This is a genomic window from Kitasatospora sp. NPDC101108 (assembly GCF_055584725.1).
The window spans coordinates 137,378-161,493 of the sequence record NZ_JBVJLM010000011.1 but is presented as its reverse complement, the minus strand read 5'-3'; the positions used below and the strand labels follow the sequence as shown (position 1 = coordinate 161,493).

Genomic DNA, 24,116 nt, shown 5'->3' with positions numbered 1-24,116 from the left:
CTCGAACGCCTCGGCCCGCCCCATCCGTCCGGATGGGGCGGGCCGAGGCGTTCCCGTGGGATCAGGAGGGCAGGCGCAGGACCAGGCCGGGCTGGATGAGGTCCGGGTCGTCGCCGACGGTGGAACGGTTGAGGGCGTAGAGCGCGGGCCAGCCGCCGGGGAGGTTCAGGGCGGTGGCGAGCCCGTCCAGGGTGTCGTCCTCCCGGACGGTCCACTGGCCGTCCCCGCCGGCCCCGCCGCTCCCGCCGTCCCCGCTCGGGGCGCCGGCGGGCGGGGGCAGGACGCTGTCACGCTCGTGGTCACGGGTGGCGGCCTCCTGGTCGGAGGCGTTCTGGCGGTTGCGGACGGCCCCGTGGCCGCGGCCGTTGCCCTGGCCTTGGCCGTGACCGCCGAGGGCGCGGGCACCGCAGACCGGCCAGGGGGAGAGGCCGCGGCGGTCGGCCAGGCGCTGGGCGACGGCCATCTGCTCCTCGCGTCCGGCGAGGTCGGCACGCGGGGCGTAGGCGAGGCCGCCGTACTCCCGCCAGGTGGGCTGGTCGAACTGGAGCCCGCCGTAGTAGCCGTTGCCGGAGTTGATGTGCCAGTTGCCGCTGCTCTCGCAGGCCGCCACCCGGTCCCAGTCGTACCGGCCGCCGTCCGTCCTCCCGCCGGGGTCGGTCCCGCTGTCGCCGCCCGGGGGACCGGCGTGGGCCGCGGGTGCGGCGAGGGCGACGGCGAGGGCGCAGAGCGCGGTCGGAACGAAGCAGCGGAGACGGGCGGTGGAAGGCATGGGCGGCTCTCAGGTCCGGGGACAGGGCGTGCACCGCCCGGAGGCGGCGCGTTCCCACCCAGGCACGCCGAGTGGGGCGCATCGCCGCCGACACGTCCGGGAGGTCACCCGCTCGGCCGTCCCGGACCACCCCGGCGGCCCGCGGCCATCCGGCCGTACCCCTCCTCGACGGCCTCCTCCTAGAGTGGCCGGGACCGCCTCTCGACGAAGGGTGTGAACGGGCGATGACGATCGATCAGGTAACGGCACGGGCCGAGCTGGGTGTGATCGGTGGCTCGGGGCTGTACGCGCTGCTGGACGAGGTGACCGAGGTGCGGGTCGACACGCCGTACGGGCCGCCCAGCGACGCGCTGTTCGTGGGTGAGGTGGCCGGCCGCCGGGTCGCCTTCCTGCCCCGGCACGGGCGCGGCCACGGGCTCCCGCCGCACCGGATCGACTACCGGGCCAACCTGTGGGCGCTGCACTCCGTCGGCGTGCGGCAGGTGCTGGGCCCGTGCGCGGTGGGCGGGCTGCGGGAGGAGTACGGGCCCGGCACGCTGCTGGTGCCCGACCAGTTCGTGGACCGCACCTCGGGCCGGGTGCAGACCTACTACGACGGGCAGCCGCTGCCGGACGGCACGGTGCCCGAGGTGGTGCACGTGCCGATGGCCGACCCGTACTGCCCGGCCGGCCGGCGGGCCGTCCTGGAGGCGGGGCGCGAGTCGGCCTGGGAGCCGGTGGACGGCGGGACGCTGGTGGTGATCGAGGGCCCGCGCTTCTCCACCCGGGCCGAGTCCCGCTGGTTCACCGCCAACGGCTGGTCGGCGGTCGGCATGACCGGGCACCCGGAAGCCGTACTCGCGCGCGAACTCGGACTCTGCTACGCCTCGTTGGCGCTGGTCACGGACCACGACGCCGGGGTGGAGAGCGGGGACGGGGTGACCCACGCGGAGGTGCTGGAGGTCTTCGCGGGCAACGTCGACCGGCTGCGCACGGTGCTGTTCAAGGCGTTGGAGCGGCTGCCCGCCGAGCGGGACTGCGTCTGCTCGCACGCGCTGGACGGGGTGGTCACCGGGCTGCCAGGGGTGGGGGAGGGCCGGGCCGCGGGCTGACTCCTCGTCCGGACCAGCGTTCAGCTTCCGTTCACCGAGCGAACGTTCGACCGTGGTCCGGACGTACCCCCCGGCTGGGAGCCTCCTGGGCGTTTCTCGAAGCCCAGGAGGCCCGGCAGTGGTGGCACATCCCTCGCGCAGAACGATCCTTCGGACGGGTACGGCGGTCGGCGCGCTGACCGCCCTGCCCGCGTCCACCCTGCTGTGGACCCAGCCGGCCGTCGCCGGCACCCCCGGCCCGGAGCAGATCCACCTCCAGTGGGGCAACGAGCCGTCCCGGGAGATGACCGTCTCCTGGGCGACAGCCGCCTCCGTCAGCCGCCCCCGGGTGCGGATCGGCACCCCGCGCGGCGGCGCGGGCCGCAGCGTCGACGCGTCCAGCCGCAGCTACGTCGACGGGCTCAACAAGGTCGAGACGTACACCCACCACGCCCGCCTGGACGGGCTGCGCCCCGACACCACCTACGTCTACGAGGTGCTGCACGACGGCGCCCAGCCGGTGCGCGGCACCTTCCGCACCGCCCCCGCCCGCGGCCGGGCCGCCTTCCGGTTCACCAGCTTCGGCGACCTCGGCACCGGTGACAAGGCGTTCAGCAAGTCGTCCATCCACGGCGCCGCCGCCGTCCGCCAGGTCGAACAGTTCGGCCCGCTGTTCCACCTGCTCAACGGCGACCTCGCGTACGCCAACAACAACCCGCAGCTCCAGCCGCAGGCCTGGAACGCGTTCATGAACAACATGGCCACGTCGGCCGCCAACCGGCCCTGGATGCCCGCGCCCGGCAACCACGAGGTCGAGGCCGGCGGCGGCGACCTCGGGTACGCCTCCTACCTGACCCGCTTCGAACTGCCCGACAACGGCACCCGCGACCACTGCGGCAACTGGTACAGCTTCCAGGTCGGCTCCGTGCTGTTCGTCAGCCTGGACGGCAACGAGATCGCCGTCGAGGACGACGCCAGCCTCGACCCGGCCACCGGCCGGTCCATCTACATCAGCGACTACAGCGAGGGCGCCCAACTCCGTTGGCTGGAGCGGGTCCTGTCGCGCGCCAGGGGCGGACGGTCGGTCGACTGGATCGTCGTCAACCTGCACCAGTTCGCGATGTCCTCCTCCGCCGCCAGCCACGGCGGCGACATGGGCATCCGCGAGAAGCTGCTCCCGCTGCTCGACCGCTACTCCGTCGACCTCGTCCTGGCCGGGCACGACCACGACTACGAGCGCACCCACCCGGTGCGCGGCACCGAACCGGGCGGCCTGCTCACCCCGGCCGTCGTCGACGACGACCTGCGGCAGATCGACACCTCCCAGGGCACCGTCCACCTCATCCTGGGCGGCGGCGGCACCGCCGGGCACGACGACGTCTACCTCCCGGCCGACGGCAACGGCGTGCGCGAGGCCACCGTCCGCACCCAGCGCCTCACCTTCAAGGCCGACCCGGACGCCAAGGAGAAGGCCCACTGGTCGGCCGTCACCGACCCCGACACCACCCACCCCTACGGCGTCGCCGTCTTCGACGTCGACCCGGGGCTGGTGCCGGGCGGCCGGACCACCATCACGGTCTCCTACTACCACTCCGTGCCGGCCACCGCCGCGAACCCGGTTCCGACGCCGGTGCTGTACGACCGCTTCACGCTGTACCGCGACCGCAGCGACGGGTGGGACGGGGACGACGAGGACTCCGACTCCCGGAACGAGCGCGCCGCCGCCCGGCGCTGATCAGCCTGGCCCGCCGCGCCGTCTCGGCGCGGCGGGCCCTGCCGGGTGTCGGTGGCCGGGACGCAGCCCCCCTCAGCTCGCGGGGCGCGGGTGCCGGCCTCCGGCAGGCTGCAGGTGTGGAGGAAGCCCCGCAGGGTCAGGGCACGAGGCCACGCGAACCGCGTCGGGCAGCAGGTGCAGCTCATAGGGTGTGTAGCAGTCCGACATCACGCTTCCGACCACGGCGCCGCACCGACAGGCCTGGTTGGGCGGGCCGTCGCCGGGGGCTCCGCAGCAGCCGAAGGGTCCACCCGGTGTCGTGTGCCAGGTGAGGCCGGGCGCGTCATGGGGGTGCAGGACGAAGGTGTTCCGCGGTCCGGCCGAAACGACCACGACTCCGTCGACGTTGCTGATGCACGGGCCGCCGGGATAGGCGGGCGGAGACCCGTCCTGGTTCTCGGCGGGCACGAACGGCGGCCCGTGTGGCTCCGGGTCGACGGCGTAGTGGCCGCGGGACACGGTGGACGCGGCCTGCCGCCGACCGTCCACGAGCACCCCGTCGAACAGATGCCGAGCAGGAACGGCCGGAAGGAGTTCGAGGGCGGACGTGAGAGCCTCACCGCAGGCTGCGCAATGAAAGATCGTCATCGCCACCTGTCTACAACGTCGGCTCTTGGGCCACAACGTGTTTTCTTCGCTCGGGAAGGGCCGGGATCTCTGCACAGGAAGTCGGGCGGGCCGACTTCCTACGCAGAGGGCGGACCGGCGTCAGGCGGCCGCGGGGCGGTCGATGGCGGCAGTGTCCGGCTGGGCGAGCCAGACCAGGCGCGCGGTGATGCCGGGCCGGCTGGCGAAGTGGCGCAGGGCGCGCTCGGGCGAGGGGAGGGTCATGCGGGCCCGTCCGTCGAGGCTGATCACGTGCGTCGACCCGGCGTGGTCGACGAGCCCCCAGGCCGCGACCCACCCGTCGGCATCCGCGTGGCCGTCGTCGCACACCTGGACGACGGCGAACAGCCGGGGAGCGGTGTCGACGACGAGCCCGCACAGCTCCTGGTCGAACGGGATGCGGGGGTTTGGCGAGGGCGCAGCAGTCATGGAATTCTCCTACGTGCAAGGGAGTTGAGCGCCACAGCGGGGCGGACCTGACGCACAATCAAAGTAGCCAGTCGGTAGTATGTAGTCCACCGCTCTTGGGTAATTCATGGCACTGCCACTCCATGGAGTGAATGGCGAGCAGGGAAAGGGGACAAGCGGATGCCGCCCAGCAAGATCCCGCCGAGTATCCGGCAGCGGCGACTCGGCACGGAGCTGCGCCGGCTGCGCGAGCAGGCTGGGCTGTCGGTCACGCGGGCCGGGGAGTTGCACGGTACTCAGCAGTCCCGGATCAGCAACATCGAATCCGGCGGATACCCGGTGAGCGCGGACCGGGTGCGGAGCCTGGCACGTCTCTACGGTTGCGCGGATGAGGCCCTGATCGAGGCGCTGACCCACATGACCGGTGGCCGCACCCGGGGCTGGTGGGATGAGTACCGCGAGATCCTGCCGGCCGGAGCGCTCGACCTGGCGGAGATCGAGCACCACGCGCACTCGATGCGGATCGCCACAGTGATCCACATCCCCGGACTTCTCCAGACCGCCGAGCACGCTCGTGCGCTCTTCCGTGATGTGGTCCCGCCCTTGTCGCCGCCCGAAGTGGAGCACCTTGTCTCTCATCGGATCAAGCGACAGGCGGTGTTGTACGGCGAGCAGCCGGTCCCGTTGTCGGCCGTCGTCCATGAGACCGCCTTGCGCATGGGCTTCGGTGGGCCAGAGGTTGCTCGCGATCAACTGAAGTACCTGCTGAGAATGAGCGAGTACCCGCACATCAACCTGCGAGTGATCCCGTTCGGCACCGGTAGCTACCCCAGCTCCGGCGCCGGAATCGTGTACTTCGCCGCCGAGATCCCCCGGTTGGACAGCGTGCAGGTGGACGGGGACCGCTTCGAGTTCATTGACACCGAGCCGCAGCTGATCAAGTATCGAGCCGTGCTGGACCGATTGGAGGCGAGTGCGCTCATGCCTGACGCTTCCCGCGACCTCATCAGCCGTATCGCTCAGGACATTTGAAACGGGAGCAATCATGGCCGACCATAGCTGGCAGAAGTCCTCATTCAGCGGCGACACCGCCAACTGCGTATATCTCGCCATAGCCCCCGGCCGAGGTGTCAAGCTCCGCGAGAGCGATGAGCCCGACGTCATCATCGACACAACGCCCGGCGCGCTCCGTGCGCTCCTACTCGGGGTCAAGGCGGGGGAGTTCGACCACCTGACGACCTAGCCGGGTGCGCTCGGCCCACGCGGCCACTGGGGGGCCTGCTGTGCCCACGGCCGCGAACAGGGCGCCCAGGAGGAGCCAGCCGGTGTGGCCCAGTGCGAGTGCCGCCCCGGTGAGGACCAGAGGTGCCAGGGCCTGGCCCGCGTCGAAGCCGATGCCGACGAAGCCCTGGTACTGGCCCTGGGCGTGGTCGGGGGCGAGCCCGAACCCGAGCGCGTAGCCGCCGGAGGACTCCCACACCTCTCCGACGCTGTGGATGCACACCGCAAGGACGGTGAGCACCGGTGCGACCCACGCCGGAACGTCCGCCGTCAGCGCCATCAGCGGGCAGCTGGCGAGGAACAGGAGCCCCGCGCGGCGGAACGCACGGCCGCCCTGCTGCGGGGTCTCCACCTTCGACCCGAGCCTGCTCTGCAGCAGCACGCACACCACGCTGTTGATCGCGTACACGGCCGCCACCGTCCAGCGCGGCGCATCCGTGTGGGTGCTGAGCCAGATCGGCAGCAGCAGCGAGATGACCTGGTACTGCAGCCCCATCGCACTGTAGAGCGCGACGAAGGTCACGTACGGCCGGTCGGCCAGCACGGACCACTGGCGGTGTTCCTTCGGCCGGGGCAGCGGCCGGTAGTTCGGGACGCCCAGGAGGGCGATCAGTGCGGCTCCGGCGAAGCTGGCGGCGTTGGCGAGGATCAGCGCGGTGTAGGCGGGGCGGGTGTTGATCTGGAGGGCGACCGCCGCGCCCGAAGTGCCCACGACCACGCCGAGGTTGACGAACGTCCGCAGCCGGGCCCGGAAGGCGGCCGGGCGTTCGCCGCCGACCCGGGCGATGAGCGCACCGCCCGCGGCGCCGGCCGCCGTCGCGGCCAGCCGGTCCAGGGCGGCGACGAGGGTGAAGGCGAGCCAGCTGTCGATGAGGACGAAGGCCGCCATGGTGGCCGCCTGCAGGAGGAGGGCCGCCAGCCAGACCGTGCGCGGGCCGTACCGGTCGGCCAGGTTCCCCGCGGGTACGCCGGCCGCCAGGCCGCAGAGGCCGGCGATCGTCAGACCCGCTCCCACCTGGGCGGCGGGCAGGTGCACGACCAGCGTGAAGTACAGGATTGCCGCGGTGTTGAAGAGGCCGTTGCCGACCCTGCTGACGAAACTGGCGGTGATCAGCGCCCGTTGGGCACCGGAATCCGGGCTTCTCATCAGCATGTCGATCAGGCTAACAACGCCCGCCACTACCCTGACCGGCATGGACTGGCTTGATCAGGTGGCAGGGCTGAGGCGTTGGACGAACAACGGCGTCCGCGCGCCGCACAAACCGTTGTTGCTGCTCTACGCGCTCGGTAGCTACCAGCGGGACGCGGACGGGGAGTTGCGCTACAGCGCGGTCGAGGAGGAGTTGAAGCGGTTGCTCGTCGAGTACGGGCCGGCGCACGCGACGACACCCGCGTACCCGTTCCACCACCTGGTCAGCGACGGCGTGTGGGAGGTCCGCACCGACCGGGGACCGGGGAGTCCCGGCACCGGAATCGGGGTGCTGCGGTCGAGCGGGGCCACCGGGCGGCTCGCGGCCGACCTGCGGGCGGCGCTCGGCCGGGAGCCGGCGCTGCTGGGCCGGATGGCCCGGGTGCTGCTGGACGCCCACTTCCCGTCCTCGCTGCACGAGGACCTCTGCGAGGCCGTCGGGCTCGACCTGGAGGAGGCCGGGGCCGGGACGGTGCGAGGTGCGGTCCGGCGGCAGCGGCACCGGAGGATGCGTGAACTGATACTCACCGCCTACGAGTTCCAGTGCGCGTTCTGCGGCTACGACGGCGCCCTCGGCGCGACCACGGTCGGCCTGGAGGCCGCCCACGTGCGCTGGTGGTCGCACGACGGGCCGGACGAGGTCGACAACGGGCTGTGCCTGTGCTCGCTTCACCACAAGCTCTTCGACAAGGGCGTGCTGGGCGTGGGGGAGGGGCGCCGGATCCTGGTCTCCCAGCGGTTCGTCGGCCGCAGCGAGGCCAGCCGGCAGCACGTGCTCGCGCTCGCGGGACGGCCGGTGATCGGTCCTCAGCCGGGCAACCCGCCGGTCGCGGACCGGCACCGGGAGTGGCACGCCCGGGAGGTGTTCCGCGGCGCCCCGCGCCGATCGGAGGAGTGGGGTCGACGGTCGGTCGGCGAGAACCGCTGAGTCCGCCCGGCCCGACTCGGGCCGCCCGCCGGGGACGGCAAACGGTCGTGGGTCACGCACAGGGGCCGGACGGCTCTGCCCTCGGCGAATCTGCGGCGGGCAGAGAAATCGGGCCGCGGGTGCGATCGGGGGTGAGAGTGGGGTGGACGGCATCTTCGGTTCGACGAGGAGGGACCAGATGAATCCATTCGACGCGCCCCGCGCGGAGCAGGGTGACACCCCGCCCAGCGCCTTCGACGATCACCTCGCGGCGCAGCTGCTCGCGCAGCGGATCGTGCTGCTCGGTACGCAGGTCGACGACGTGTCGGCGAACCGGGTGTGCGCGCAGCTGTTGCTGCTGTCGGCGGAGGACCCGCGCAGCGACATCGGCCTCTACATCAACAGCCCGGGCGGCGCGGTCACGGCGGGGCTCGCGATCTACGACACCATGCGGCTGATCCCGAACGACGTGTCGACGCTGGCGATGGGCTTCGCGGCCAGCATGGGGCAGTTCCTGCTCACGGTGGGGGCGCGCGGCAAGCGCTTCGCGCTGCCCAATGCGCGGATCATGATGCACCAGCCCTCGGCGGGCATCGGTGGGACGGCCGCGGACATCGAGATCCAGGCGGAGAACCTGGAGTTCACCAAGCGGGCGATCGAGCGGATCACCGCCGAGCACACCGGGCAGAACGAGGAGACGATCCGGCGGGACGGCGACCGGGACCGCTGGTTCACGGCGGAGCAGGCCGTGGAGTACGGGCTGGTGGACCGGGTGGTGGAGTCGGTGGCCGACATCCGGCCGGCCTCGTCGCGTCCACGGATGGGGTTGTGACATGGGGTCGTACACGGTTCCGTACGTCGTCCAGCGGACCGCGCAGGGCGAGCGCTCCTACGACGTCTTCAGCCGGCTGCTGAACGAGCGGATCATCTTCCTCGGCACCGAGATCGACGACGGGGTGGCGAACGTGGTCATCGCGCAGCTGCTGCACCTGGAGTCGGAGAACCCGGAGCGGGAGATCTCGATCTACCTCAACTCGCCCGGCGGATCGTTCACTTCGCTGATGGCGATCTACGACACGATGACCTTCGTGCAGGCGCCGATCTCCACCTTCTGCGTCGGCCAGGCGGCGTCGACGGCGGCGGTGCTGCTGGCGGGCGGCGATCCCGGGCGGCGGTTCGTGCTCCAGCACGCGCGGGTGCTGCTCGGGCAGCCGGCCAGCGGCGGGCGGCGGGGGATGGTCTCCGACCTGAGCCTCGCGGCGAAGGAGATGGTCCGGATCCGCGCGCAGGTGGAGGAGGTGCTGTCCCGGCACACCGGGCACGACGTGGCGACGCTGCGCGCGGACATGGACCGGGAGAAGGTGCTCACCGCCGAGGAGGCCGTCGCGTACGGGCTGGCGGACGAGGTGCTGAGCCGGCGGCTCGCGTTCACCTGATCCGGGTGGCAGGACCGGCGGCCGGTACGACGGGGGTGTACCGGCCGCCGGCTTCCTCCTCAGGCGGCCAGGCAGAGGCCGTTGGTCCGCGCCGACGGTGCCGTGCGGCGGTGGGCGCCCCGGCTGCGGGTGTTGTGCCGGACCAGCTCGTCCTGGGCGAGCGAGAGCAGGTCGCCGAGGCCGAGACCGAGGGCCTTGGCGGCGGCCGCGAGCACCTCGGAGGAGGCCTCCTTGCGCCCGCGCTCCAGCTCGGACAGGTACGGCATCGAGATCCGGGCCGTCTCCGCGACGTCCTTCAACGTGCGCTCCTGGGCGAGCCGTTCGCGGCGCAGGACGTCGCCGACGAGGTCGCGCCACAGGGGTTCCTTCGGCGCGGGTGCCTGCGGGGCGGGGCTCGCCGCACCGGAACCGGGCGGCGAGGTCTGCGGGCGCAGCGGGATGACGCGGACTTCGTTCGGCGCTTGAGTGCTCACCCCTTCAGCCTAGGGATTCGGGGCGCGGGGGGAAGGGTGCGGCGTTCTGCCCTGGGTGAAGTGGCCTACCCCGGGAAGATCCGGCCGAGGTGGTAGCGGAGGACGGCGGCCGCGTCGTCCGCCGTGCGCTGGCCGAGCAGGACGCTCAGTCCGAGGCCGGCGGAGACGGCGAGCAGGACGACGGCCTCCTGTCGGGCGTCCAGGCGGGGGTCGGCGGTTCCGGCCCCTCGGGCGGCCGTCAGCTGGGCGACCAAGAAGGCCTCCATCTCGTCGGGGGCGGCGAGGAACTCCTGTCCGGCGAGTGCGGGGTCGGTGACGGAGAGGACGGCGTACTCGGTGTGGATGAGGTGGAAGGCCCGGCTCTCCTCGTCGGTGGGGACGGCTTCGAGCAGGACGGCCTCGACGATGCCGCGCGGGTCGGTGCCGACGCCCATGGCGCGGACGCGGCGCTGGACCCGCTCTCCCATGCGGGCGGTCAGGCGGGTCATGGCGGCGAGGAGCAGTTGTTCCTTGGTGTCGAAGTAGTACTGGACCAGCCGCACCGAGACGCCCGCCTCGACCGCCACGGAGCGCATGGTGACGGAGTGCAGGCCGCTGCTCGCCGCCGAGCGGAGCAGGGCGTCGATGATGTGGGCCCGCCGCTCCTCGTGGTCCACCAGCTTCGGCATCGGGTTCCTTCGGTTCCTTCCGGATGTTTTTGTGGTACAACCATATCACCAAACCGGGAGGGATCATGACCAGGACCAGCGTCGGACACTTCACCAGCGAGGCCGCGAGGGCGAAGTTCCTCGACGCCTACGACCGGGCGATGGGGCTGTGGCCGGGCCCGCGCCGGGAACTCGACGTCGAGACCGGCTACGGCACCGTTCACGTGCACCACTACGGGCCGACCGAGGGCGAGCCGATCGTGCTGCTGCACGGCCACGCCGGGCACCCGTCCAACTGGTACCCGCAGATCGCCGCCCTCGGCGCGCACCACCCCGTGTACGCGGTCGACACCCTCGACGACCCCGGCCGCAGCGTCCAGCGGGCCGTCGCGGCCGGTTCGGGGGAGAACGCGGCCTGGCTCGGGGAGGTGCTCGCCGGGCTCGGGCTGGACCGGGTCCACCTGGTCGGCGTCTCGTACGGCGGCTGGCTGGCGCTCAACCAGGCCGTCCACGGGCCCGAACGGCTCGCCTCCGTCACCTCGCTGGACCCGGGCGGGATCGAGAAGGTGCCCGCGCGCTTCTACGTCCACATGGTCGCCGGCCTGTTCGGGATGCTCGCCCCGCCGCCGCTGCGCCCGGCGGTCGGCCGGCTGCTGGCCAATCCGGCGCTCAGCGCGCCGCGCGAGATGATCGCGCCGCTGATGCTCGCCATGCGCAGCTACAAGCCGGGCGGCCGACCGCCGGCCCGGCCGTTCACCGACGAGGAGTTGGCCTCCGTCCGGCTGCCCGCGCTGGTGCTGGTGGGCAGGCGCAGCGCGCTGCTGCGGCCGCGGCAGGTGGTGGAGCGGGTGACGGCGCTGATCCCGGGCGTGCGGGCGGAGATCGTGGACCGGGCCGGGCACGGGCTGAACCTGGAGCAGCCTGAGGTGGTGAACGAACGGCTGCTGGAGTTCATCGGCGCCGTCGCGCGGGATTCGCGAACGGCGCGGGAGCCACGGGATTTGTGAACGGCGCGGGAGCCACGGGAGCTGTGAAGGGCGCGGCCCGGCGGTCCGTGGCCGGGCGGGGGCGCGGGCTCCCGGCCGCCGGCCGTCCGGTATAACTTCTCAGCCACCCCGCTACCGTTCGGTAGTCGTTCCGCTACCGAACGGTCGCCCGGAGGCGGAGCTGTCCACACATCCCGGAGGCCTCACCTTGTCACCCGTCACCCGTCGTACCTTCCTCGGCTCGGCCGCCGCCCTCGGCGCGGCCATCGGGCTGGACACCGCCCTGCCCGCAGCGCTGCCGAGCGCGTCCGCCACGACGACGGGGACGATCCGCGACGTCAAGCACGTCGTGGTGCTGATGCAGGAGAACCGGAGCTTCGACCACTACTTCGGCATGCTGAAGGGCGTGCGCGGCTTCGGCGACCGGACCGCCCTCCGGATCGCGGGCGGCACCAGCGTGTTCGAGCAGCCCAACGGCAGCGGGCGGCAGTACCCGTGGCAGCTCAGCAAGACCAAGACCTGGTGGTGGGGCGTCAGCGCCGAGCAACTGGCGCAGTGCGACGGCTCGCTCGACCACTCGTGGTCCACCCAGCACAAGGCGTGGAACAACGGGAAGATGGACTCCTGGGTCGCCGCCAAGGGCTCGGACCGCACCATGGGCTTCATGGCCCGTGAGGACATACCGTTCCACTACGCGCTGGCCGACGCCTACACCATCTGCGACGCGTACCACTGCTCGATCCTCTCGGCCACCGGCCCCAACCGCACCTACCTGTGGTCCGGCACGATCGACCCGGGCGCCACCGCGGGCGGTCCGGCCTACGACGGCGGCTCCGAGTCGGGCCTGCACTGGCAGACGTACGCCGAGACCCTGCAGAACGCGGGCGTCAGCTGGAAGGTCTACCAGAACGCCCACGACAACTTCGGCGACAACGGCCTGGCCTACTTCAACCAGTTCACCGGCGCGCCGAGTTCGAGCCCGCTCGCCCGGCGCGGCATGGGCTCGGTGCCCAGCACCGGCTCCACCCCGGACGACATCGCCGCCGCGATCAGGGCCGACGCGCTCGCGGGCACGCTGCCCCAGGTCTCCTGGGTGGTGGCCAGCCAGCTGTTCTCCGAGCACCCGGACGCCCCGCCGGAGAACGGCGCCCACTTCGTCAACCTGGTGCTCCAGGCGCTGGCGGCCGACCCGGACGTCTTCAACTCCACCGCCCTGTTCCTCAACTACGACGAGAACGACGGCTTCTTCGACCACGTGCCCCCGCCGGTCGCCCCGGCCGGCACCCCCGGGGAGTTCTGCAAGGGCACCAACATCGGCCTCGGCTTCCGCGTCCCGATGATCGTGGTCTCGCCGTGGACCCGCGGCGGCTGGGTCGACTCCCAGGTCTACGACCACACCAGCGTCATCCGCTTCCTGGAGACCTGGACGGCCGCCCTCGGCACCCCCGCCGTCTGCCCCAACATCAGCGACTGGCGCCGCCGGGTCTGCGGGGACCTCACCGGCGCCTTCGACTTCACCAACCCGGTCTTCGGCCTGCCCGCGCTGCCCGACACCAGCGCCACCCTCGGCCAGGCCGCCGCCAACCTGCAGATCAACCCGAGCCCCGGCACCAACGCCATGCCCACCCAGGAGCCCGGCACCAAGCCCGCCCGCGCCCTGCCCTACCAGCCCAACGCCTGGGTCGACCGGATCGAGACCGGCACCGACGGCCGGACCCGGCTCTGGATCGACCTGGCCAACCAGGGCCCGCAGGCCACCGCCTGGGCGCACTACGCGGTCTACGCCAACGCCTACCGCAACGGCGGCCCCTGGCAGTACACCGTCGCCCCGTACGACGCCGCCACCGGCACCGACGGCAGCGCCCGCGACTCCTTCGACATCGGCGCCGGCTACGGCAACGGGCAGTACGACTTCACCGTCCTCGGGCCCAACCGCACCCTGCGCCGCTTCGCCGGGAACGCCACCACGGCGGGCGGGACGGCGGAGGCCACCACCTCCTACGCTTCGGCGCCGGACACCGGCGACCCGGCGGTCTGGTTCACCATGACCAACAGCGGCACCAGTGCCGTCACCTTCACCATCACGGCGGGCAACTACCGGACGGGAAGCTGGACCTACCAGGTCGCCCCCGGCGCCACCGTCAGGGACTACTTCAACGCCGTCACCATCGCGCAGGGCTGGTACGACTTCACCGTGACCGTCAGCAGCGACCCGGCGTGGATCCGCCAGGCCGCCGGGCACATCGAGACGGGCTCCGCGAGCGTCACCGGCTGACGACCGGCTCGGCCCCCGGTCCGCCGGGCCGGGGGCCGGGGGCCGGTCAGGCGCTCGACGGCGGTACGGCCTCGCGGCGCTGCTCAAGCCAGGTGCGGCTCAGGTCGTCCCACACCGCCTGGTACCGGTCGAAGACGGCGTCGAGGCGGGGACGTTCCAGCTCCTCGGGGGCGGTCGACGCGACCAGGTACTCCAGGTCGTCGGCGAGCCGCCGGAAGCGGTACTGGGCTTCCTCCATCAGCACCCACCGGGAGCGCCAGTTGTAGAACGGCTCGGCGGCCGCCAGGGCCGTCACCAGGGCGACCAGGGCGAACGCCAGGTCCGTCCACCGTTGCAGGCCCAGCAAGATGGTGGAGGCCGCGGAGAACGCCAGCGTCAGCAGCTTGATCACGGAGGCGCGCCGACGGAACTGCTCCTTCTTCCCGCGGGCGTAGTCGTGGCCCTGGCGGATCTTGCCCAGCAGGAGCGCAGCCGTCTCCTGCGGGGTGAGCCCCGCGCCCGGTCCGTCGTTCGATTGCACCGTTCCCCCCTCGTCGTCTCCCCGTGCTGCGGTCCGAGGCCGCGTGCGGGATCAGGCAGACGGTAGCCGAGGTGCGGCTTCCGCGACTCAGGCGGCCGTCAGGAGCCCGGTGGCGGCGCGGGCCAGGTCGTAGCGGTGGAGGATCAGGCGGGCCACGGCGGGGTGGGCGGCCAGGGGGGCGCCGGTCCAGCGGGCCGGGGTGGTGGCGGCGCGGCGGGCGAAGAAGCCGGGGGAGAGGAGGTAGGTGGCCAGGGCGACGGCGGGGTGGCCGGCCGCCCGGAGGGCGGCCACCGCCTGGTGGGGGGTGGGCGTGGCGGCCGAGAGGTGGGCGGGGGTGACGGGACGGCCGAGGCGGGTGGCGAGGAGTTCGGCCATCCGGTCGGTGTCGGCGAGGGCGGTGGGGTCGGAGGAGCCGGCCCCGGCCAGGACCACGGGTGCGTCGGCGGAGGCGCCGGCCTCGGTGAGGCGGTTGGCGAGGGCCTCGGCGAGCAGGGGGTGGGGGCCGAGCGCGCGGGCGAGATGGCTGGGCGGGAGGTCGGCGGCGGCGAGCGCGGCGGGCAGGTCGACCCGGACGTGGTAGCCGGTGCCGAGGAGGAGGGGGACCAGGATCGGCCGTGCGCCGGACAGTTGGGCGAGCGCCTCGGCGAGGGACGGCCGCGCGAGGTCCAGGAAGGCGCAGCGGACGGTCAGTTCCGGGCGGAGCGAGCGAACCAGGCGCAGCAGGGCGCGAGTTGCGGTGACGGCCGCCGGGTCGCGGCTGCCGTGGGCGACGGCGAGCAGCACCGGCGCCATCAGCCCGCCGCCAGCCGGTAGCCGCGTTTGGGGACGGTGCGGATCAGGGCGGCGTGCGGCCCGAGGGCCGCTCGGAGCCGGCCGACCGCCGCCTCGACCGCGTGTTCGTCGGCCGCCGCGTCCGGCCAGGCGGCACGCAGCAGGTCGGCGCGGCTGAGCACCCGGCCGGGGCGTTCGGCGAGCGCCCGCAGCACCGCCGCGCCGCGCGGGCTGAGCCAGTGGCTCTCGCCGTCGACCAGGGCGGCGTTGCCCTGGAGGGTCAACAGCTTCCCGGCGACGTCGACTTCGCGGCGGGTCCGGCCGGGCAGGGTGTCCGCGAGCAGCCGGACGAGGGCGCCGAGCCGGCCGCGTTCGGGGTGGACGGCGGGCAGGCCGAGGTCGGTGAGCGGCCGCGCGCACAGGGCGCCGACGCAGACCGCGAGCACGTCCGCGCGCAGCGCGTCGAGCAGTTCCTCGTACAGTCCCTCGTGCCGCGCGGTGGCGAGCAGGGCGGTGATGGCGGGCGCGCTGGTGAAGGTGAGGGCGTGCACCTGGCGGCGGACGGTCTGGTCGAGGAGCTTCCGTACCGCGCCCGGGTCCTCCGGCGGGGCCCAGCGGTAGACGGGGACGGAGATCACCTCGGCGCCGCGTTCGCGCAGCGCCGCCGCGAAGGCGTCGAGGCGGACGCCGTGCTCCTGGACGGCGATCCGGCACCCGGCCAGCGGGCGGGCGAGCAGCCAGGTGAGCAGTTCGTCCGTGGCCTCGGTGGCGGGGGAGTAGCGCTCGTCCAGGCCGCTGGCCCGGACCGCCCCGGTGGCCTTGGGGCCGCGGCTGAGCACCACCGCGCCCCGGCAGGCCTCGGCGAGGGCCGTGCCCCGGCCCCAGCCCTCGGCGGCGCTCATCCAGCCGCGCCAGCCGACGCCGGTGGTGGCGACCACGTAGTCGAGCGGGGCGGCCAGGCAGCGGTCGGTGGCCTCGCGCAGCGCGAGGTCGTCGGCCAGCGGCAGGATGCGCAGCACGGGTGCCTCGACCACCTGGGCGCCGCGCCGGGCGAGCAGGGCGGTGAGCTCCTCGCGGCGCCGCGCGGCGGTGACGCCGACGGTGAAGCCGGTGAGCGGTCCTGGCGGGGTGGGGGTCGCTGCCATGCGGGCCAGCCTCCGCCGCGGGTGTTACGGGGGCATTGCCCGGCCGTCACCCGCCGGTAAGCGAAAGTGCCGCCGCGGTTACGGCAGATGTCCGGGAACGCACCCTGGCGGCCGGGCGGTGTGAGCGAGGCGTACCGCGCCCGCAACACGGGCGAAGCGGCCGCGAAACAGCGGACGGCGACCTTTCTCGGCATGACGCCGACCAGCCCCGCCGCCCTCGCCGCGGCCACCGACACCCACTGCCCGTACTGCTCGCTGCAGTGCGGGATGCGGCTGTCGCCCGCCCCGGCCCGGGCGGACGCGGGGGCCCCGGAGGGCGACGCTCCTCCCGTCGAGGTGCTGGAGCGCCCGGACTTCCCGGTGAACCGGGGCGCGCTGTGCGGCAAGGGCCGCACGGCGCCCGCGCTGCTGGCCCGCAGCGCCCGGCTGACCGGTCCGCTGCTGCGGGACCGGCCCGGTGGCCCGCTGCGCTCGGCGAGCTGGCCGGAGGCGCTGGACCGGGTGGCCGCAGGACTGGCCCGGACCCGGGCCGAGCACGGCGCGGACGCGGTGGGCGTGTTCGGCGGCGGCGGGCTGACCAACGAGAAGGCCTACCTGCTGGGCAAGTTCGCCCGGGTCGTGCTGGGCACCGCCAACATCGACTACAACGGCCGGTTCTGCATGTCCTCGGCCGCCGCCGCGCACCGCCGGGCCTTCGGCCTGGACCGCGGCCTGCCGTTCCCGCTGGCCGACATACCGCACACCGGCTGTCTGATCCTGGTCGGCGGCAACCCGGCCGAGACGATGCCGCCGGCCGTCCGCTACTTCCGAGAACTGCGGGACAACGGCGGGAAGTTGATCGTGGTCGACCCGCGCCGCACCCGGACCGCCGAGCTGGCCGACCTGCACCTCCAGCCCCGCCCCGGCGGGGACCTGGCGCTGGCCCTGGGCCTGCTCCACCTGGTGATCGCGGACGGCCTGGTGGACCGCGAGTTCGTCGACGCGCGGACCACCGGCTTCGAGGCGGCCCGCGCGTCGGCGATGGCCCACTGGCCGGACCGGGTGGAGCGGATCACCGGCGTGCCCGTCCACCGACTCCGCCAGGCGGCAAGGATGTTCGGTGAGGCCGCCACCGGCATGGTGCTCACCGCGCGCGGCCCCGAGCAGCAGAGCAAGGGCACCGACACCGTCGGCGCCTGGATCAACCTGTGCCTGGCCACCGGCAACGCGGGCCGCCCGTACGCCGGTTACGGCTGCCTGACCGGCCAGGGCAACGGCCAGGGCGGGCGCGAGCACGGCCAGAAGGCCGACCAGCTGCCCGGCTACCGCTCGATCGAGGACCCGGCGGCGCGTGCCCACGTCGCCGCCGTCTGGGGGGTGGCCCCCGAGTCGATCCCCGGCCCGGGCCGGTCCGCGTACGAGCTGCTGGACGGCCTCGGGCGGCCCGGCGGCGTCCGGGCGCTGCTGCTGGCCGGCTCCAACCCGGCGGTCTCCGCGCCCGACGCCGGGCACGTCACCGAACGGCTGCGCGCGCTGGACCTGCTGGTGGTCGCCGACCTGGTCCTCTCCGAGACCGCCCGGCTCGCCGACGTCGTGCTGCCGGTCACCCAGTGGGCCGAGGAGGACGGAACCACCACCAACCTGGAGGGCCGGGTGATCCTGCGCCGCCGCGCCCTCGACCCGCCGGAGGGGGTGCGCGGCGAGCTGTGGCTGCTGCGCGAGTTGGCCGCCCGGCTGGGCGTGCCGGAGGGCTTCCCGGTCGAGGCCGAGCAGGCCTTCGCCGAGCTGCGCCGCGCCTCGGCCGGCGGCGACGCCGACTACGCGGGCATCAGCTACCGGCGGATCGCCGCCGAGGACGGGGTGTTCTGGCCCTGCCCGTCCGAGGACCACCCCGGCACCCCGCGGCTGTTCCTGGACCGCTTCGCCACCCCGGACGGCCGGGCCCGCTTCGCCGAGGTCACCCACCGCCCGGCCGCCGAGGAGCCGGACGAGGCGTACCCGCTGTACCTGACCACCGGCCGGGTCCTCGCCCAGTACCAGAGCGGCGCCCAGACCCGCCGGGTCGCCGAGCTCAACTCGGCCGCGCCCGGCCCGTACGTCGAGCTGCACCCGCGGCTGGCCGAGCGGCTCGGGATCGCGGACGGCGAGCCGCTCGCGGTCACCAGCCGGCGCGGGCGGGCCGTCGCCCCGGCACGGATCAGCGACGCCATCCGGCCGGACACCGTGTTCATGCCCTTCCACTGGGCGGGCGCGGGCCGCGCCAACAGCCTCACCAACCCGGCGCTCGACCCGGTCTCCCGGATGCCGGAGTTCAAGCTCTGCGCCGTCCGGGTGGAGCGCGCCCACCTGGAGGTGACGACATGAGGATCGCCGTGGTCGGCGGCGGCATGGCGGCCGCGCGCTTCGCCGAGCGGTACGCCGCCCTCGGCGGGGCCGGTGCGGTGACCGTGTACGGCGCGGAGCCGCGCGCCCCGTACAACCGGGTGCTGCTCGCCGAGGTGCTGACCGGCCGCTACGACGCCGAGTCGATCGCCCTGCCGCTCGGCGGGGCCTCGGCCCGGCCCGGCTGCGAGGTCGTCGCCCTCGACGTGGCGGCCCGCACCCTGGGGCTGGCCGACGGCACCGTGGAGGCCTGGGACGAGCTGGTGCTCGCCACCGGCGCCAACCCGGTGCTCCCGCCGGTGCGCGGGCTGCGCCGGCCCGACGGGTACGGGCTGGCCGAGGGCGTGCACACGCTGCGCACCCTGGAGGACTGCGCCCGGCTCGCCGAGGAGGCCGTCGGGGCGAAGCGGGCGGTGGTGATCGGCGGCGGGGTGCTCGGCGTGAGCGCCGCCCGGGCGCTGGCGGCGCTCGGTGTCCGCACCGAGATCGTCCACCAGGCGCCGCACCTGATCGAGCGCCAGCTCGACCCGGAGGCGGCCGCCGTGCTGCGCGAACGCCTCCGGGCACTGGGCGTCGACTGCTACACCGGCAACCGCGCCCGGGCCGTGCACGGCGGCGGCAGGGTCGGATCCGTGGAGCTGGCCGGCGGCTACCGGCTCGACTGCGACCTGGTCGTCCTCGCCTGCGGCACCCGCCCGCGCACCGCGCTCGCCCACACGGCCGGGCTGCCCGTCAACACCGGGATCCTGGTGGACGACCGGCTGGCCGCCGCCCCGCACGTCGCCGCCATCGGCGACTGCGCCGAGCACCGCGGCACCGTCCACGGCCTGGCCGGCCCCGCCTGGGAACAGGCCGACGTCCTGGCCCGCCGCCTCTCCGGGGCCGAACCAGACGCCCGCTACCCCGGCACCAGCCCGCGCGCCCGGCTCAGCACCGGCGACCTGGAGTACGCGGCCTTCGGCACCGTCGACGAGACCCTCGACCCCGGACTCGACGTACTGCGGCTCACCGACGCCACCCGCGGCAGCTACAAGAAGCTCGTCCTGCGCGGCGACCGGCTGGTCGGCGCCATCCTGCTCGGCGACCTGGCCACCGTGGACGCGCTGGCCGGCGCCTTCGCCGACGGCGGCGCCCTCGCCGGCCACCCCCTGCACCTGCTCACCCAAGGAGTCCCTCGATGACCGCAGACGACCGCACGGTCCGCGACCTCGTCCTGGTCGGCCACGGCATGGTGGGCCAGCGCTTCCTGGAGGCCTGGAGCGAGCAGCCGGCCGCCCGCGGCTGGCGGGTCACCGTGCTCGCCGAGGAGCCCCGGCCCGCCTACGACCGGGTCCACCTCAGCTCGCTGTTCTCCGGCAGCACGCCGGAGGACCTCACGCTCTGCCCGTCCGGCTTCCTCGCCGAGCACGGCATCGACCTGCGCCTGGGCGACCCGGTCAGCGCGATCGACCGGGCCGGGCGGACCGTCACCACCCGGTCCGGTGCCGGGGTCCGCTACGACGTCCTGGTGCTGGCCACCGGCTCGGTGCCCTTCGTGCCCCCGGTGCCCGGGACGGACGCGCCCGGCTGCCACGTCTACCGCACCATCGAGGACGTCGACGCCATCCGCGCCGGGGCCGCCACCGCCGGCACCGGCGTGGTGGTCGGCGGCGGACTGCTCGGCCTGGAGGCGGCCGGCGCCCTGCGGGCCGGGGGCCTGGCCACCCACGTGGTCGAGTTCGCGCCCCGGCTGATGGCCGTCCAGGTGGACGAGGGCGGCGGCGCCGCGCTGCGCCGCAAGATCGAGGCGCTCGGCGTCACCGTCCACACCGGCGCCGGTGCCAGCGGCGTGCTCACCGGCCCGGACGGCCGGGTCCGCGGCCTCGCGCTGTCCGACGGCCGGGAGCTGCCCGCCGACCTGGTGGTCTTCTCCGCCGGGGTGCGCGCCCGCGACCAGCTCGCCCGGGACTGCGGACTCCCGGTCGGCGAGCGCGGCGGCATCGTGGTCGACGCCCACTGCCGCACCGAGGACCCGGCGGTGCTGGCCATCGGCGAGTGCGCCCAGGCCGCCGACGGACGGGTCTACGGGCTGGTCGCCCCCGGCTACCAGATGGCCGAGACGGCCGCCCGCACCATCGCGGAGCAGCAGGGCCAGGGGTTCACGGGCGCCGACACCTCCACCAAGCTCAAACTGCTCGGCGTCGACGTCGCCAGCTTCGGCGACCCGCACGGCAGCGCCGAGGGAGCGCTCGACGTGCTCTACAGCGACAGCCGCAGCGGCGTCTACCGCAAGCTGGTGATCGGTGCCGACGGCGTGCTGCTCGGCGGCGTCCTGGTCGGCGACACCGAGGGCTACGGCGCGCTGCGCCCGCTGGCCGTCGCCGGGAAGCCGCTGACCGTCGCGCCCGAACAGCTGGTGCTGCCGGCCGGGTTCGCGGGGGCCGGCGGGCCGGTCGCGCTGCCCGACGAGGCGGTGCTCTGCTCCTGCCACAACGTCACCCAGGGCGCCGTCCGGGCCGCCGTCCGGGAGCAGGGTGCCGACAGCGTCGCCGCCGTCAAGAAGTGCACCCGGGCCGGCACCGGCTGCGGCAGCTGCCTCAAGCAGCTCGGCACCGTCGTCACCGAGGAGCTGGAGGCCGCCGGGGTCTCCACCGTCCAGGGCCTGTGCGAGCACTTCGCCCACAGCCGCGCCGAGTTGTACGAGATCGTCCGGGTGACGGGCCTGGCGAGCTTCTCCGAACTGCTCGCCGAGCACGGCACCGGCGGCGAGGGCTGCGAGATCTGCAAGCCGACCGTCGCCTCCATCCTGGCCAGCCTCGGCAACGGCCACATCCTGGACGGCGAACAGGGCGCCCTCCAGGACTCCAACGACCACTTCCTCGCCAACCTCCAGCGCAACGGCTCCTACTCGGTGGTCCCCCGGGTGCCCGGCGGCGAGATCACCCCCGAGGGGCTGATCACCATCGGCGAGATCGCCCGCGACCACGGCCTCTACACCAAGATCACCGGCGGCCAGCGGATCGACATGTTCGGCGCCACCGTCGACCAACTCCCGGTGATCTGGCGAAAGTTGGTCGACGCCGGGTTCGAGTCCGGGCACGCCTACGGCAAGTCGCTGCGCACCGTGAAGTCCTGCGTCGGCGAGACCTGGTGCCGCTTCGGCGTCCAGGACTCCACCACCCTCGCCATCGAACTCGAACTGCGCTACCGGGGGTTGCGCTCCCCGCACAAGCTCAAGGCCGCCGTCTCCGGCTGCGCCCGCGAGTGCGCCGAGGCGCAGAGCAAGGACTTCGGCGTCATCGCCACCTCGGCCGGCTGGAACCTCTACGTCGGCGGCAACGGCGGCATGACCCCGCGGCATGCCGACCTGCTGGCCGCCGACCTCGACCGCGACACCCTCATCCGCACCATCGACCGCTACCTGATGTTCTACATCCGCACCGCCGACCGGCTGGAGCGCACCTCGGTCTGGCTGGAGCGGCTGGAGGGCGGGCTCGACCACCTGCGGGCCGTCGTCCTCGACGACTCGCTCGGCATCGCCGCCGAACTGGACGAACTGATGGAACGTCACATCACTTGCTACCGCGACGAATGGGCCGAGACCCTGGCCGACCCCGACCGGATGCGCCGCTTCGCCTCCTTCGTCAACGCGCCCGGAACCCCCGACCCCGCCGTGACCTTCGTCCCCGAACGCGGCCAGATCCGCCCCGCCCGCCCCGGCGAGGCCGGCCACACCCTCAACTCCCCGGTGCTGGTCGCCGGGGCCCGACCGGAGGTGCTCACCCCGTGACCGTACAGATCCACGACGGCGCCCGCTGGCAGACCGTCTGCGCCCTCACCGACCTCCAGCCCGGCCGCGGCGTGGCGGTGCTGCTCGCCGAGGCGGAGCAGGTCGCGCTGTTCCGCGACAGCTCCGGACAGCTGTACGCCGTCGACAACCTCGACCCGTTCAGCGGCGCCCCCGTCCTCTCCCGCGGCCTGCTCGGCAGCCGCGGCGACCGGCCGACCCTCATCTCGCCGATGTACAAGCAGGTGTACGACCTCACCGACGGGCGCTGCCTGGACGAGGACACCGCCCCCGACGGCGCCCCCGCCGTACTGCGCCGCTGGCCGGTCCGGGCCCTCGACGCGGAGGCGGCGGCGTGACGGCCGTCCTGGAAACGGGAAGACCCGCTCCGCCGGCCGTCTGGGACCCCGAGGACGAGGAGTTCTGGGCCCGCGAGGGGGCCCGGATCGCCCGGCGCAACCTGGTCCTCTCCGTCCTCTCCGAGCACATCGGCTTCTCGGTGTGGAGCCTGTGGTCGGTACTGGTGCTCTTCCTCGGCCCCGAGTACCACATCGACACCGCGGGCAAGTTCACCCTCACCGCCCTGCCGACCGCGCTCGGCGCCCTGCTGCGGCTGCCGTACACCTTCGCCGTCGCCCGCTTCGGCGGCCGCACCTGGACGGTGATCAGCGCCCTGCTGCTGCTGGTGCCGACCGCGCTCGCCGCGGTGGTGCTGGAACCCGGCGTCCGGTACGGCACCCTGCTCGCGGTGGCCTGCGCGGCCGGGGTCGGCGGCGGCAACTTCGCCTCCTCGATGGCCAACATCAACGCCTTCTACCCGCACCGGCTCAAGGGCTGGGCGCTGGGCGTCAACGCGGGCGGCGGCAACCTCGGCGTCCCGGCCGTCCAGCTCCTCGGCCTGCTGGTGCTGGCCACCGCGGGCGCCGCCCACCCCCGGCTGCTGCCGCTGGTCTACCTGCCGCTGATCGTGCTCGCCGCGGCCGGGGCCTGGTGGCGGATGGACAACCTCCCGGTGGCCACCAGCGGCAAGGACCGGGCGCTGCGCGAGGTCGCCCGCGACCCGTACGGCTGGGCGGTGTCCACCCTCTACATCGGCACCTTCGGCTCCTTCATCGGCTTCGGCTTCGCCTTCGGGCAGGTGCTGCAGGTGCAGTTCCACGACCGCTTCGACACCCCGGTCAAGGCCGCCGCCCTCACCTTCCTCGGCCCGCTGCTCGGCTCCCTGCTGCGCCCGGTGGGCGGCCGGCTCGCCGACCGGTACGGCGGCGCCAAGGTGACGCTGGCGACCTTCGCCGCGATGGGCGCCGGTACCGCGGTGGTGCTGACGGCCTCCCGGGCGGGTTCGCTGCCGCTGTTCCTCGGCGGGTTCGTCGCGCTCTTCGTGCTCAGCGGCCTCGGCAACGGCTCCACCTACAAGATGATCCCGGCCCACTACCAGGCCGTCGCCCAGCGGGCGATCGCCGCCGGGGCCGACCCGGCGGCGGCCGAGGCCGACTCCCGCCGCCGGACGTCGGCCCTGATCGGCCTGGCGGGCGCGATCGGCGCCTTCGGCGGCGTCCTGGTGAACCTGGCCTTCCGCCAGTCCTTCCAGGCCAGTCACAACGGTGACACCGCCTACCTGGCCTTCCTGGCGGCCTACGTGCTGTGCTCGGTCCTGACCTGGACGGTCTGGCTCCGGCGGCGCTGAGGCGAGCGGCCCGGCCACCCGGCCGGGCCGCCGCGGCTTCCCGCG

The 24,116-nt window shown here is 73.8% G+C and carries 22 protein-coding genes; 14 read left to right on the top strand and 8 right to left on the bottom strand.

What is annotated here, in order from left to right; all coding sequences use genetic code 11:
• Positions 1-61: 61 nt before the first annotated feature.
• A complete protein-coding gene (locus ACZ6Z8_RS23975; RefSeq protein WP_465612115.1) occupies positions 62-769 on the bottom strand; it encodes a transglycosylase family protein in 708 nt (235 codons plus the stop codon).
• Between the two features lie 224 nt (positions 770-993).
• On the opposite strand from ACZ6Z8_RS23975, the gene ACZ6Z8_RS23970 reads away from it, so the two are divergent.
• Both ACZ6Z8_RS23970 and ACZ6Z8_RS23965 read left to right on the top strand, forming a co-directional pair.
• On the top strand, positions 994-1,860 hold the full coding sequence (locus ACZ6Z8_RS23970; protein WP_465612114.1) for an S-methyl-5'-thioadenosine phosphorylase: 867 nt from the start codon (positions 994-996) through the stop codon (positions 1,858-1,860).
• Between the two features lie 118 nt (positions 1,861-1,978).
• Complete coding sequence (locus tag ACZ6Z8_RS23965) at positions 1,979-3,574, top strand: purple acid phosphatase family protein (protein WP_465612113.1); 1,596 nt, start codon at positions 1,979-1,981, stop codon at positions 3,572-3,574.
• A gap of 747 nt (positions 3,575-4,321) precedes the next feature.
• On the opposite strand, the gene ACZ6Z8_RS23960 is transcribed toward ACZ6Z8_RS23965, so the two are convergent.
• The gene (locus tag ACZ6Z8_RS23960; RefSeq protein ID WP_465612112.1) at positions 4,322-4,648 is read right to left on the bottom strand and encodes a hypothetical protein; all 327 of its coding nucleotides are present in this window, start codon (positions 4,646-4,648) and stop codon (positions 4,322-4,324) included.
• Between the two features lie 159 nt (positions 4,649-4,807).
• Here ACZ6Z8_RS23960 and ACZ6Z8_RS23955 point away from each other — a divergent pair, with 159 nt between their 5' ends.
• Complete coding sequence (locus tag ACZ6Z8_RS23955) at positions 4,808-5,659, top strand: helix-turn-helix domain-containing protein (protein ID WP_465612111.1); 852 nt, start codon at positions 4,808-4,810, stop codon at positions 5,657-5,659.
• A 13-nt stretch (positions 5,660-5,672) separates the two neighbouring features.
• Complete coding sequence (locus ACZ6Z8_RS23950) at positions 5,673-5,870, top strand: DUF397 domain-containing protein (protein ID WP_465612110.1); 198 nt, start codon at positions 5,673-5,675, stop codon at positions 5,868-5,870.
• Here the strand turns inward: ACZ6Z8_RS23950 and ACZ6Z8_RS23945 are convergent.
• Positions 5,826-7,061 carry an MFS transporter gene (locus ACZ6Z8_RS23945; RefSeq protein WP_465612109.1) on the bottom strand — a complete coding sequence of 412 codons (1,236 nt, stop codon included), beginning with the start codon at positions 7,059-7,061 and terminating at the stop codon, positions 5,826-5,828. The genes ACZ6Z8_RS23950 and ACZ6Z8_RS23945 overlap by 45 nt on opposite strands.
• A gap of 40 nt (positions 7,062-7,101) precedes the next feature.
• Between ACZ6Z8_RS23945 and ACZ6Z8_RS23940 the strand changes: the two genes are divergently transcribed.
• From ACZ6Z8_RS23940 to ACZ6Z8_RS23930, 3 genes are all read left to right on the top strand, one after another.
• The gene (locus tag ACZ6Z8_RS23940) at positions 7,102-8,025 is read left to right on the top strand and encodes a phosphorothioated DNA-binding restriction endonuclease (RefSeq protein ID WP_465612108.1); all 924 of its coding nucleotides are present in this window, start codon (positions 7,102-7,104) and stop codon (positions 8,023-8,025) included.
• A 178-nt stretch (positions 8,026-8,203) separates the two neighbouring features.
• A complete protein-coding gene (locus tag ACZ6Z8_RS23935) occupies positions 8,204-8,836 on the top strand; it encodes a ClpP family protease (RefSeq protein ID WP_465612107.1) in 633 nt (210 codons plus the stop codon).
• 1 nt (position 8,837) lies between these two features.
• Positions 8,838-9,440, top strand: a complete 603-nt coding sequence (locus ACZ6Z8_RS23930) for a ClpP family protease (protein WP_465612106.1) — start codon at positions 8,838-8,840, stop codon at positions 9,438-9,440.
• A 59-nt stretch (positions 9,441-9,499) separates the two neighbouring features.
• Here the strand turns inward: ACZ6Z8_RS23930 and ACZ6Z8_RS23925 are convergent, their stop codons facing one another.
• Both ACZ6Z8_RS23925 and ACZ6Z8_RS23920 read right to left on the bottom strand, forming a co-directional pair.
• The gene (locus tag ACZ6Z8_RS23925) at positions 9,500-9,913 is read right to left on the bottom strand and encodes a helix-turn-helix domain-containing protein (protein ID WP_465612105.1); all 414 of its coding nucleotides are present in this window, start codon (positions 9,911-9,913) and stop codon (positions 9,500-9,502) included.
• Positions 9,914-9,978: 65 nt separating this feature from the next.
• A complete protein-coding gene (locus tag ACZ6Z8_RS23920) occupies positions 9,979-10,581 on the bottom strand; it encodes a TetR/AcrR family transcriptional regulator (protein WP_465612104.1) in 603 nt (200 codons plus the stop codon).
• 65 nt (positions 10,582-10,646) lie between these two features.
• Here ACZ6Z8_RS23920 and ACZ6Z8_RS23915 point away from each other — a divergent pair, with 65 nt between their 5' ends.
• Together ACZ6Z8_RS23915 and ACZ6Z8_RS23910 are read left to right on the top strand one after the other, a co-directional pair.
• The gene (locus ACZ6Z8_RS23915; protein WP_465612103.1) at positions 10,647-11,567 is read left to right on the top strand and encodes an alpha/beta fold hydrolase; all 921 of its coding nucleotides are present in this window, start codon (positions 10,647-10,649) and stop codon (positions 11,565-11,567) included.
• 187 nt (positions 11,568-11,754) lie between these two features.
• Positions 11,755-13,821 carry a phosphocholine-specific phospholipase C gene (locus tag ACZ6Z8_RS23910; protein WP_465612102.1) on the top strand — a complete coding sequence of 689 codons (2,067 nt, stop codon included), beginning with the start codon at positions 11,755-11,757 and terminating at the stop codon, positions 13,819-13,821.
• 46 nt (positions 13,822-13,867) lie between these two features.
• On the opposite strand, the gene ACZ6Z8_RS23905 is transcribed toward ACZ6Z8_RS23910, so the two are convergent.
• The 3 genes from ACZ6Z8_RS23905 to ACZ6Z8_RS23895 form a co-directional block, all read right to left on the bottom strand.
• A complete protein-coding gene (locus ACZ6Z8_RS23905; protein ID WP_465612101.1) occupies positions 13,868-14,341 on the bottom strand; it encodes an SLATT domain-containing protein in 474 nt (157 codons plus the stop codon).
• Between the two features lie 87 nt (positions 14,342-14,428).
• A complete protein-coding gene (locus ACZ6Z8_RS23900; RefSeq protein WP_465612100.1) occupies positions 14,429-15,133 on the bottom strand; it encodes a sirohydrochlorin chelatase in 705 nt (234 codons plus the stop codon).
• On the bottom strand, positions 15,133-16,257 hold the full coding sequence (locus ACZ6Z8_RS23895; RefSeq protein WP_465612099.1) for a uroporphyrinogen-III synthase: 1,125 nt from the start codon (positions 16,255-16,257) through the stop codon (positions 15,133-15,135). Before ACZ6Z8_RS23895 ends, ACZ6Z8_RS23900 begins: the two co-directional genes overlap by 1 nt.
• Before the next feature lie 192 nt (positions 16,258-16,449).
• On the opposite strand from ACZ6Z8_RS23895, the gene ACZ6Z8_RS23890 reads away from it, so the two are divergent.
• From ACZ6Z8_RS23890 to ACZ6Z8_RS23870, 5 genes are read left to right on the top strand one after another with little or no spacing between them, the layout of a single operon-like run.
• Positions 16,450-18,600: a molybdopterin oxidoreductase family protein gene (locus ACZ6Z8_RS23890; protein WP_465612098.1), complete on the top strand. Its 2,151-nt coding sequence runs from the start codon at positions 16,450-16,452 to the stop codon at positions 18,598-18,600.
• On the top strand, positions 18,597-19,799 hold the full coding sequence (locus ACZ6Z8_RS23885) for an NAD(P)/FAD-dependent oxidoreductase (protein ID WP_465612097.1): 1,203 nt from the start codon (positions 18,597-18,599) through the stop codon (positions 19,797-19,799). The genes ACZ6Z8_RS23890 and ACZ6Z8_RS23885 overlap by 4 nt, the downstream gene beginning before the upstream one ends.
• A complete protein-coding gene (nirB, locus tag ACZ6Z8_RS23880) occupies positions 19,796-22,387 on the top strand; it encodes a nitrite reductase large subunit NirB (RefSeq protein WP_465612096.1) in 2,592 nt (863 codons plus the stop codon). Before ACZ6Z8_RS23885 ends, nirB begins: the two co-directional genes overlap by 4 nt.
• Entirely contained in the window at positions 22,384-22,743 is a 360-nt protein-coding gene (gene nirD / locus ACZ6Z8_RS23875; RefSeq protein ID WP_465612095.1) for a nitrite reductase small subunit NirD, read from the top strand. Before nirB ends, nirD begins: the two co-directional genes overlap by 4 nt.
• Positions 22,740-24,071 (top strand): nitrate/nitrite transporter, encoded by a 1,332-nt coding sequence (locus ACZ6Z8_RS23870; protein ID WP_465612094.1) that lies wholly within the window; start codon positions 22,740-22,742, stop codon positions 24,069-24,071. Before nirD ends, ACZ6Z8_RS23870 begins: the two co-directional genes overlap by 4 nt.
• Positions 24,072-24,116: the final 45 nt, after the last annotated feature.

What these genes read in the sequence shown, in the direction of transcription:
- ACZ6Z8_RS23975 (WP_465612115.1), bottom strand. Translation starts at nt 769, where the DNA reads ATGCCTTCCACCGCCCGTCTCCGCTGCTTCGTTCCGACCGCGCTCTGC.
- ACZ6Z8_RS23970 (WP_465612114.1), top strand. Translation starts at nt 994, where the DNA reads ATGACGATCGATCAGGTAACGGCACGGGCCGAGCTGGGTGTGATCGGT.
- ACZ6Z8_RS23960 (WP_465612112.1), bottom strand. Translation starts at nt 4,648, where the DNA reads ATGACTGCTGCGCCCTCGCCAAACCCCCGCATCCCGTTCGACCAGGAG.
- ACZ6Z8_RS23955 (WP_465612111.1), top strand. Translation starts at nt 4,808, where the DNA reads ATGCCGCCCAGCAAGATCCCGCCGAGTATCCGGCAGCGGCGACTCGGC.
- ACZ6Z8_RS23950 (WP_465612110.1), top strand. Translation starts at nt 5,673, where the DNA reads ATGGCCGACCATAGCTGGCAGAAGTCCTCATTCAGCGGCGACACCGCC.
- ACZ6Z8_RS23945 (WP_465612109.1), bottom strand. Translation starts at nt 7,061, where the DNA reads ATGCTGATGAGAAGCCCGGATTCCGGTGCCCAACGGGCGCTGATCACC.
- ACZ6Z8_RS23940 (WP_465612108.1), top strand. Translation starts at nt 7,102, where the DNA reads ATGGACTGGCTTGATCAGGTGGCAGGGCTGAGGCGTTGGACGAACAAC.
- ACZ6Z8_RS23935 (WP_465612107.1), top strand. Translation starts at nt 8,204, where the DNA reads ATGAATCCATTCGACGCGCCCCGCGCGGAGCAGGGTGACACCCCGCCC.
- ACZ6Z8_RS23930 (WP_465612106.1), top strand. Translation starts at nt 8,838, where the DNA reads ATGGGGTCGTACACGGTTCCGTACGTCGTCCAGCGGACCGCGCAGGGC.
- ACZ6Z8_RS23920 (WP_465612104.1), bottom strand. Translation starts at nt 10,581, where the DNA reads ATGCCGAAGCTGGTGGACCACGAGGAGCGGCGGGCCCACATCATCGAC.
- ACZ6Z8_RS23915 (WP_465612103.1), top strand. Translation starts at nt 10,647, where the DNA reads ATGACCAGGACCAGCGTCGGACACTTCACCAGCGAGGCCGCGAGGGCG.
- ACZ6Z8_RS23900 (WP_465612100.1), bottom strand. Translation starts at nt 15,133, where the DNA reads ATGGCGCCGGTGCTGCTCGCCGTCGCCCACGGCAGCCGCGACCCGGCG.
- ACZ6Z8_RS23895 (WP_465612099.1), bottom strand. Translation starts at nt 16,257, where the DNA reads ATGGCAGCGACCCCCACCCCGCCAGGACCGCTCACCGGCTTCACCGTC.
- ACZ6Z8_RS23890 (WP_465612098.1), top strand. Translation starts at nt 16,450, where the DNA reads ATGACGCCGACCAGCCCCGCCGCCCTCGCCGCGGCCACCGACACCCAC.
- ACZ6Z8_RS23885 (WP_465612097.1), top strand. Translation starts at nt 18,597, where the DNA reads ATGAGGATCGCCGTGGTCGGCGGCGGCATGGCGGCCGCGCGCTTCGCC.
- nirB (WP_465612096.1), top strand. Translation starts at nt 19,796, where the DNA reads ATGACCGCAGACGACCGCACGGTCCGCGACCTCGTCCTGGTCGGCCAC.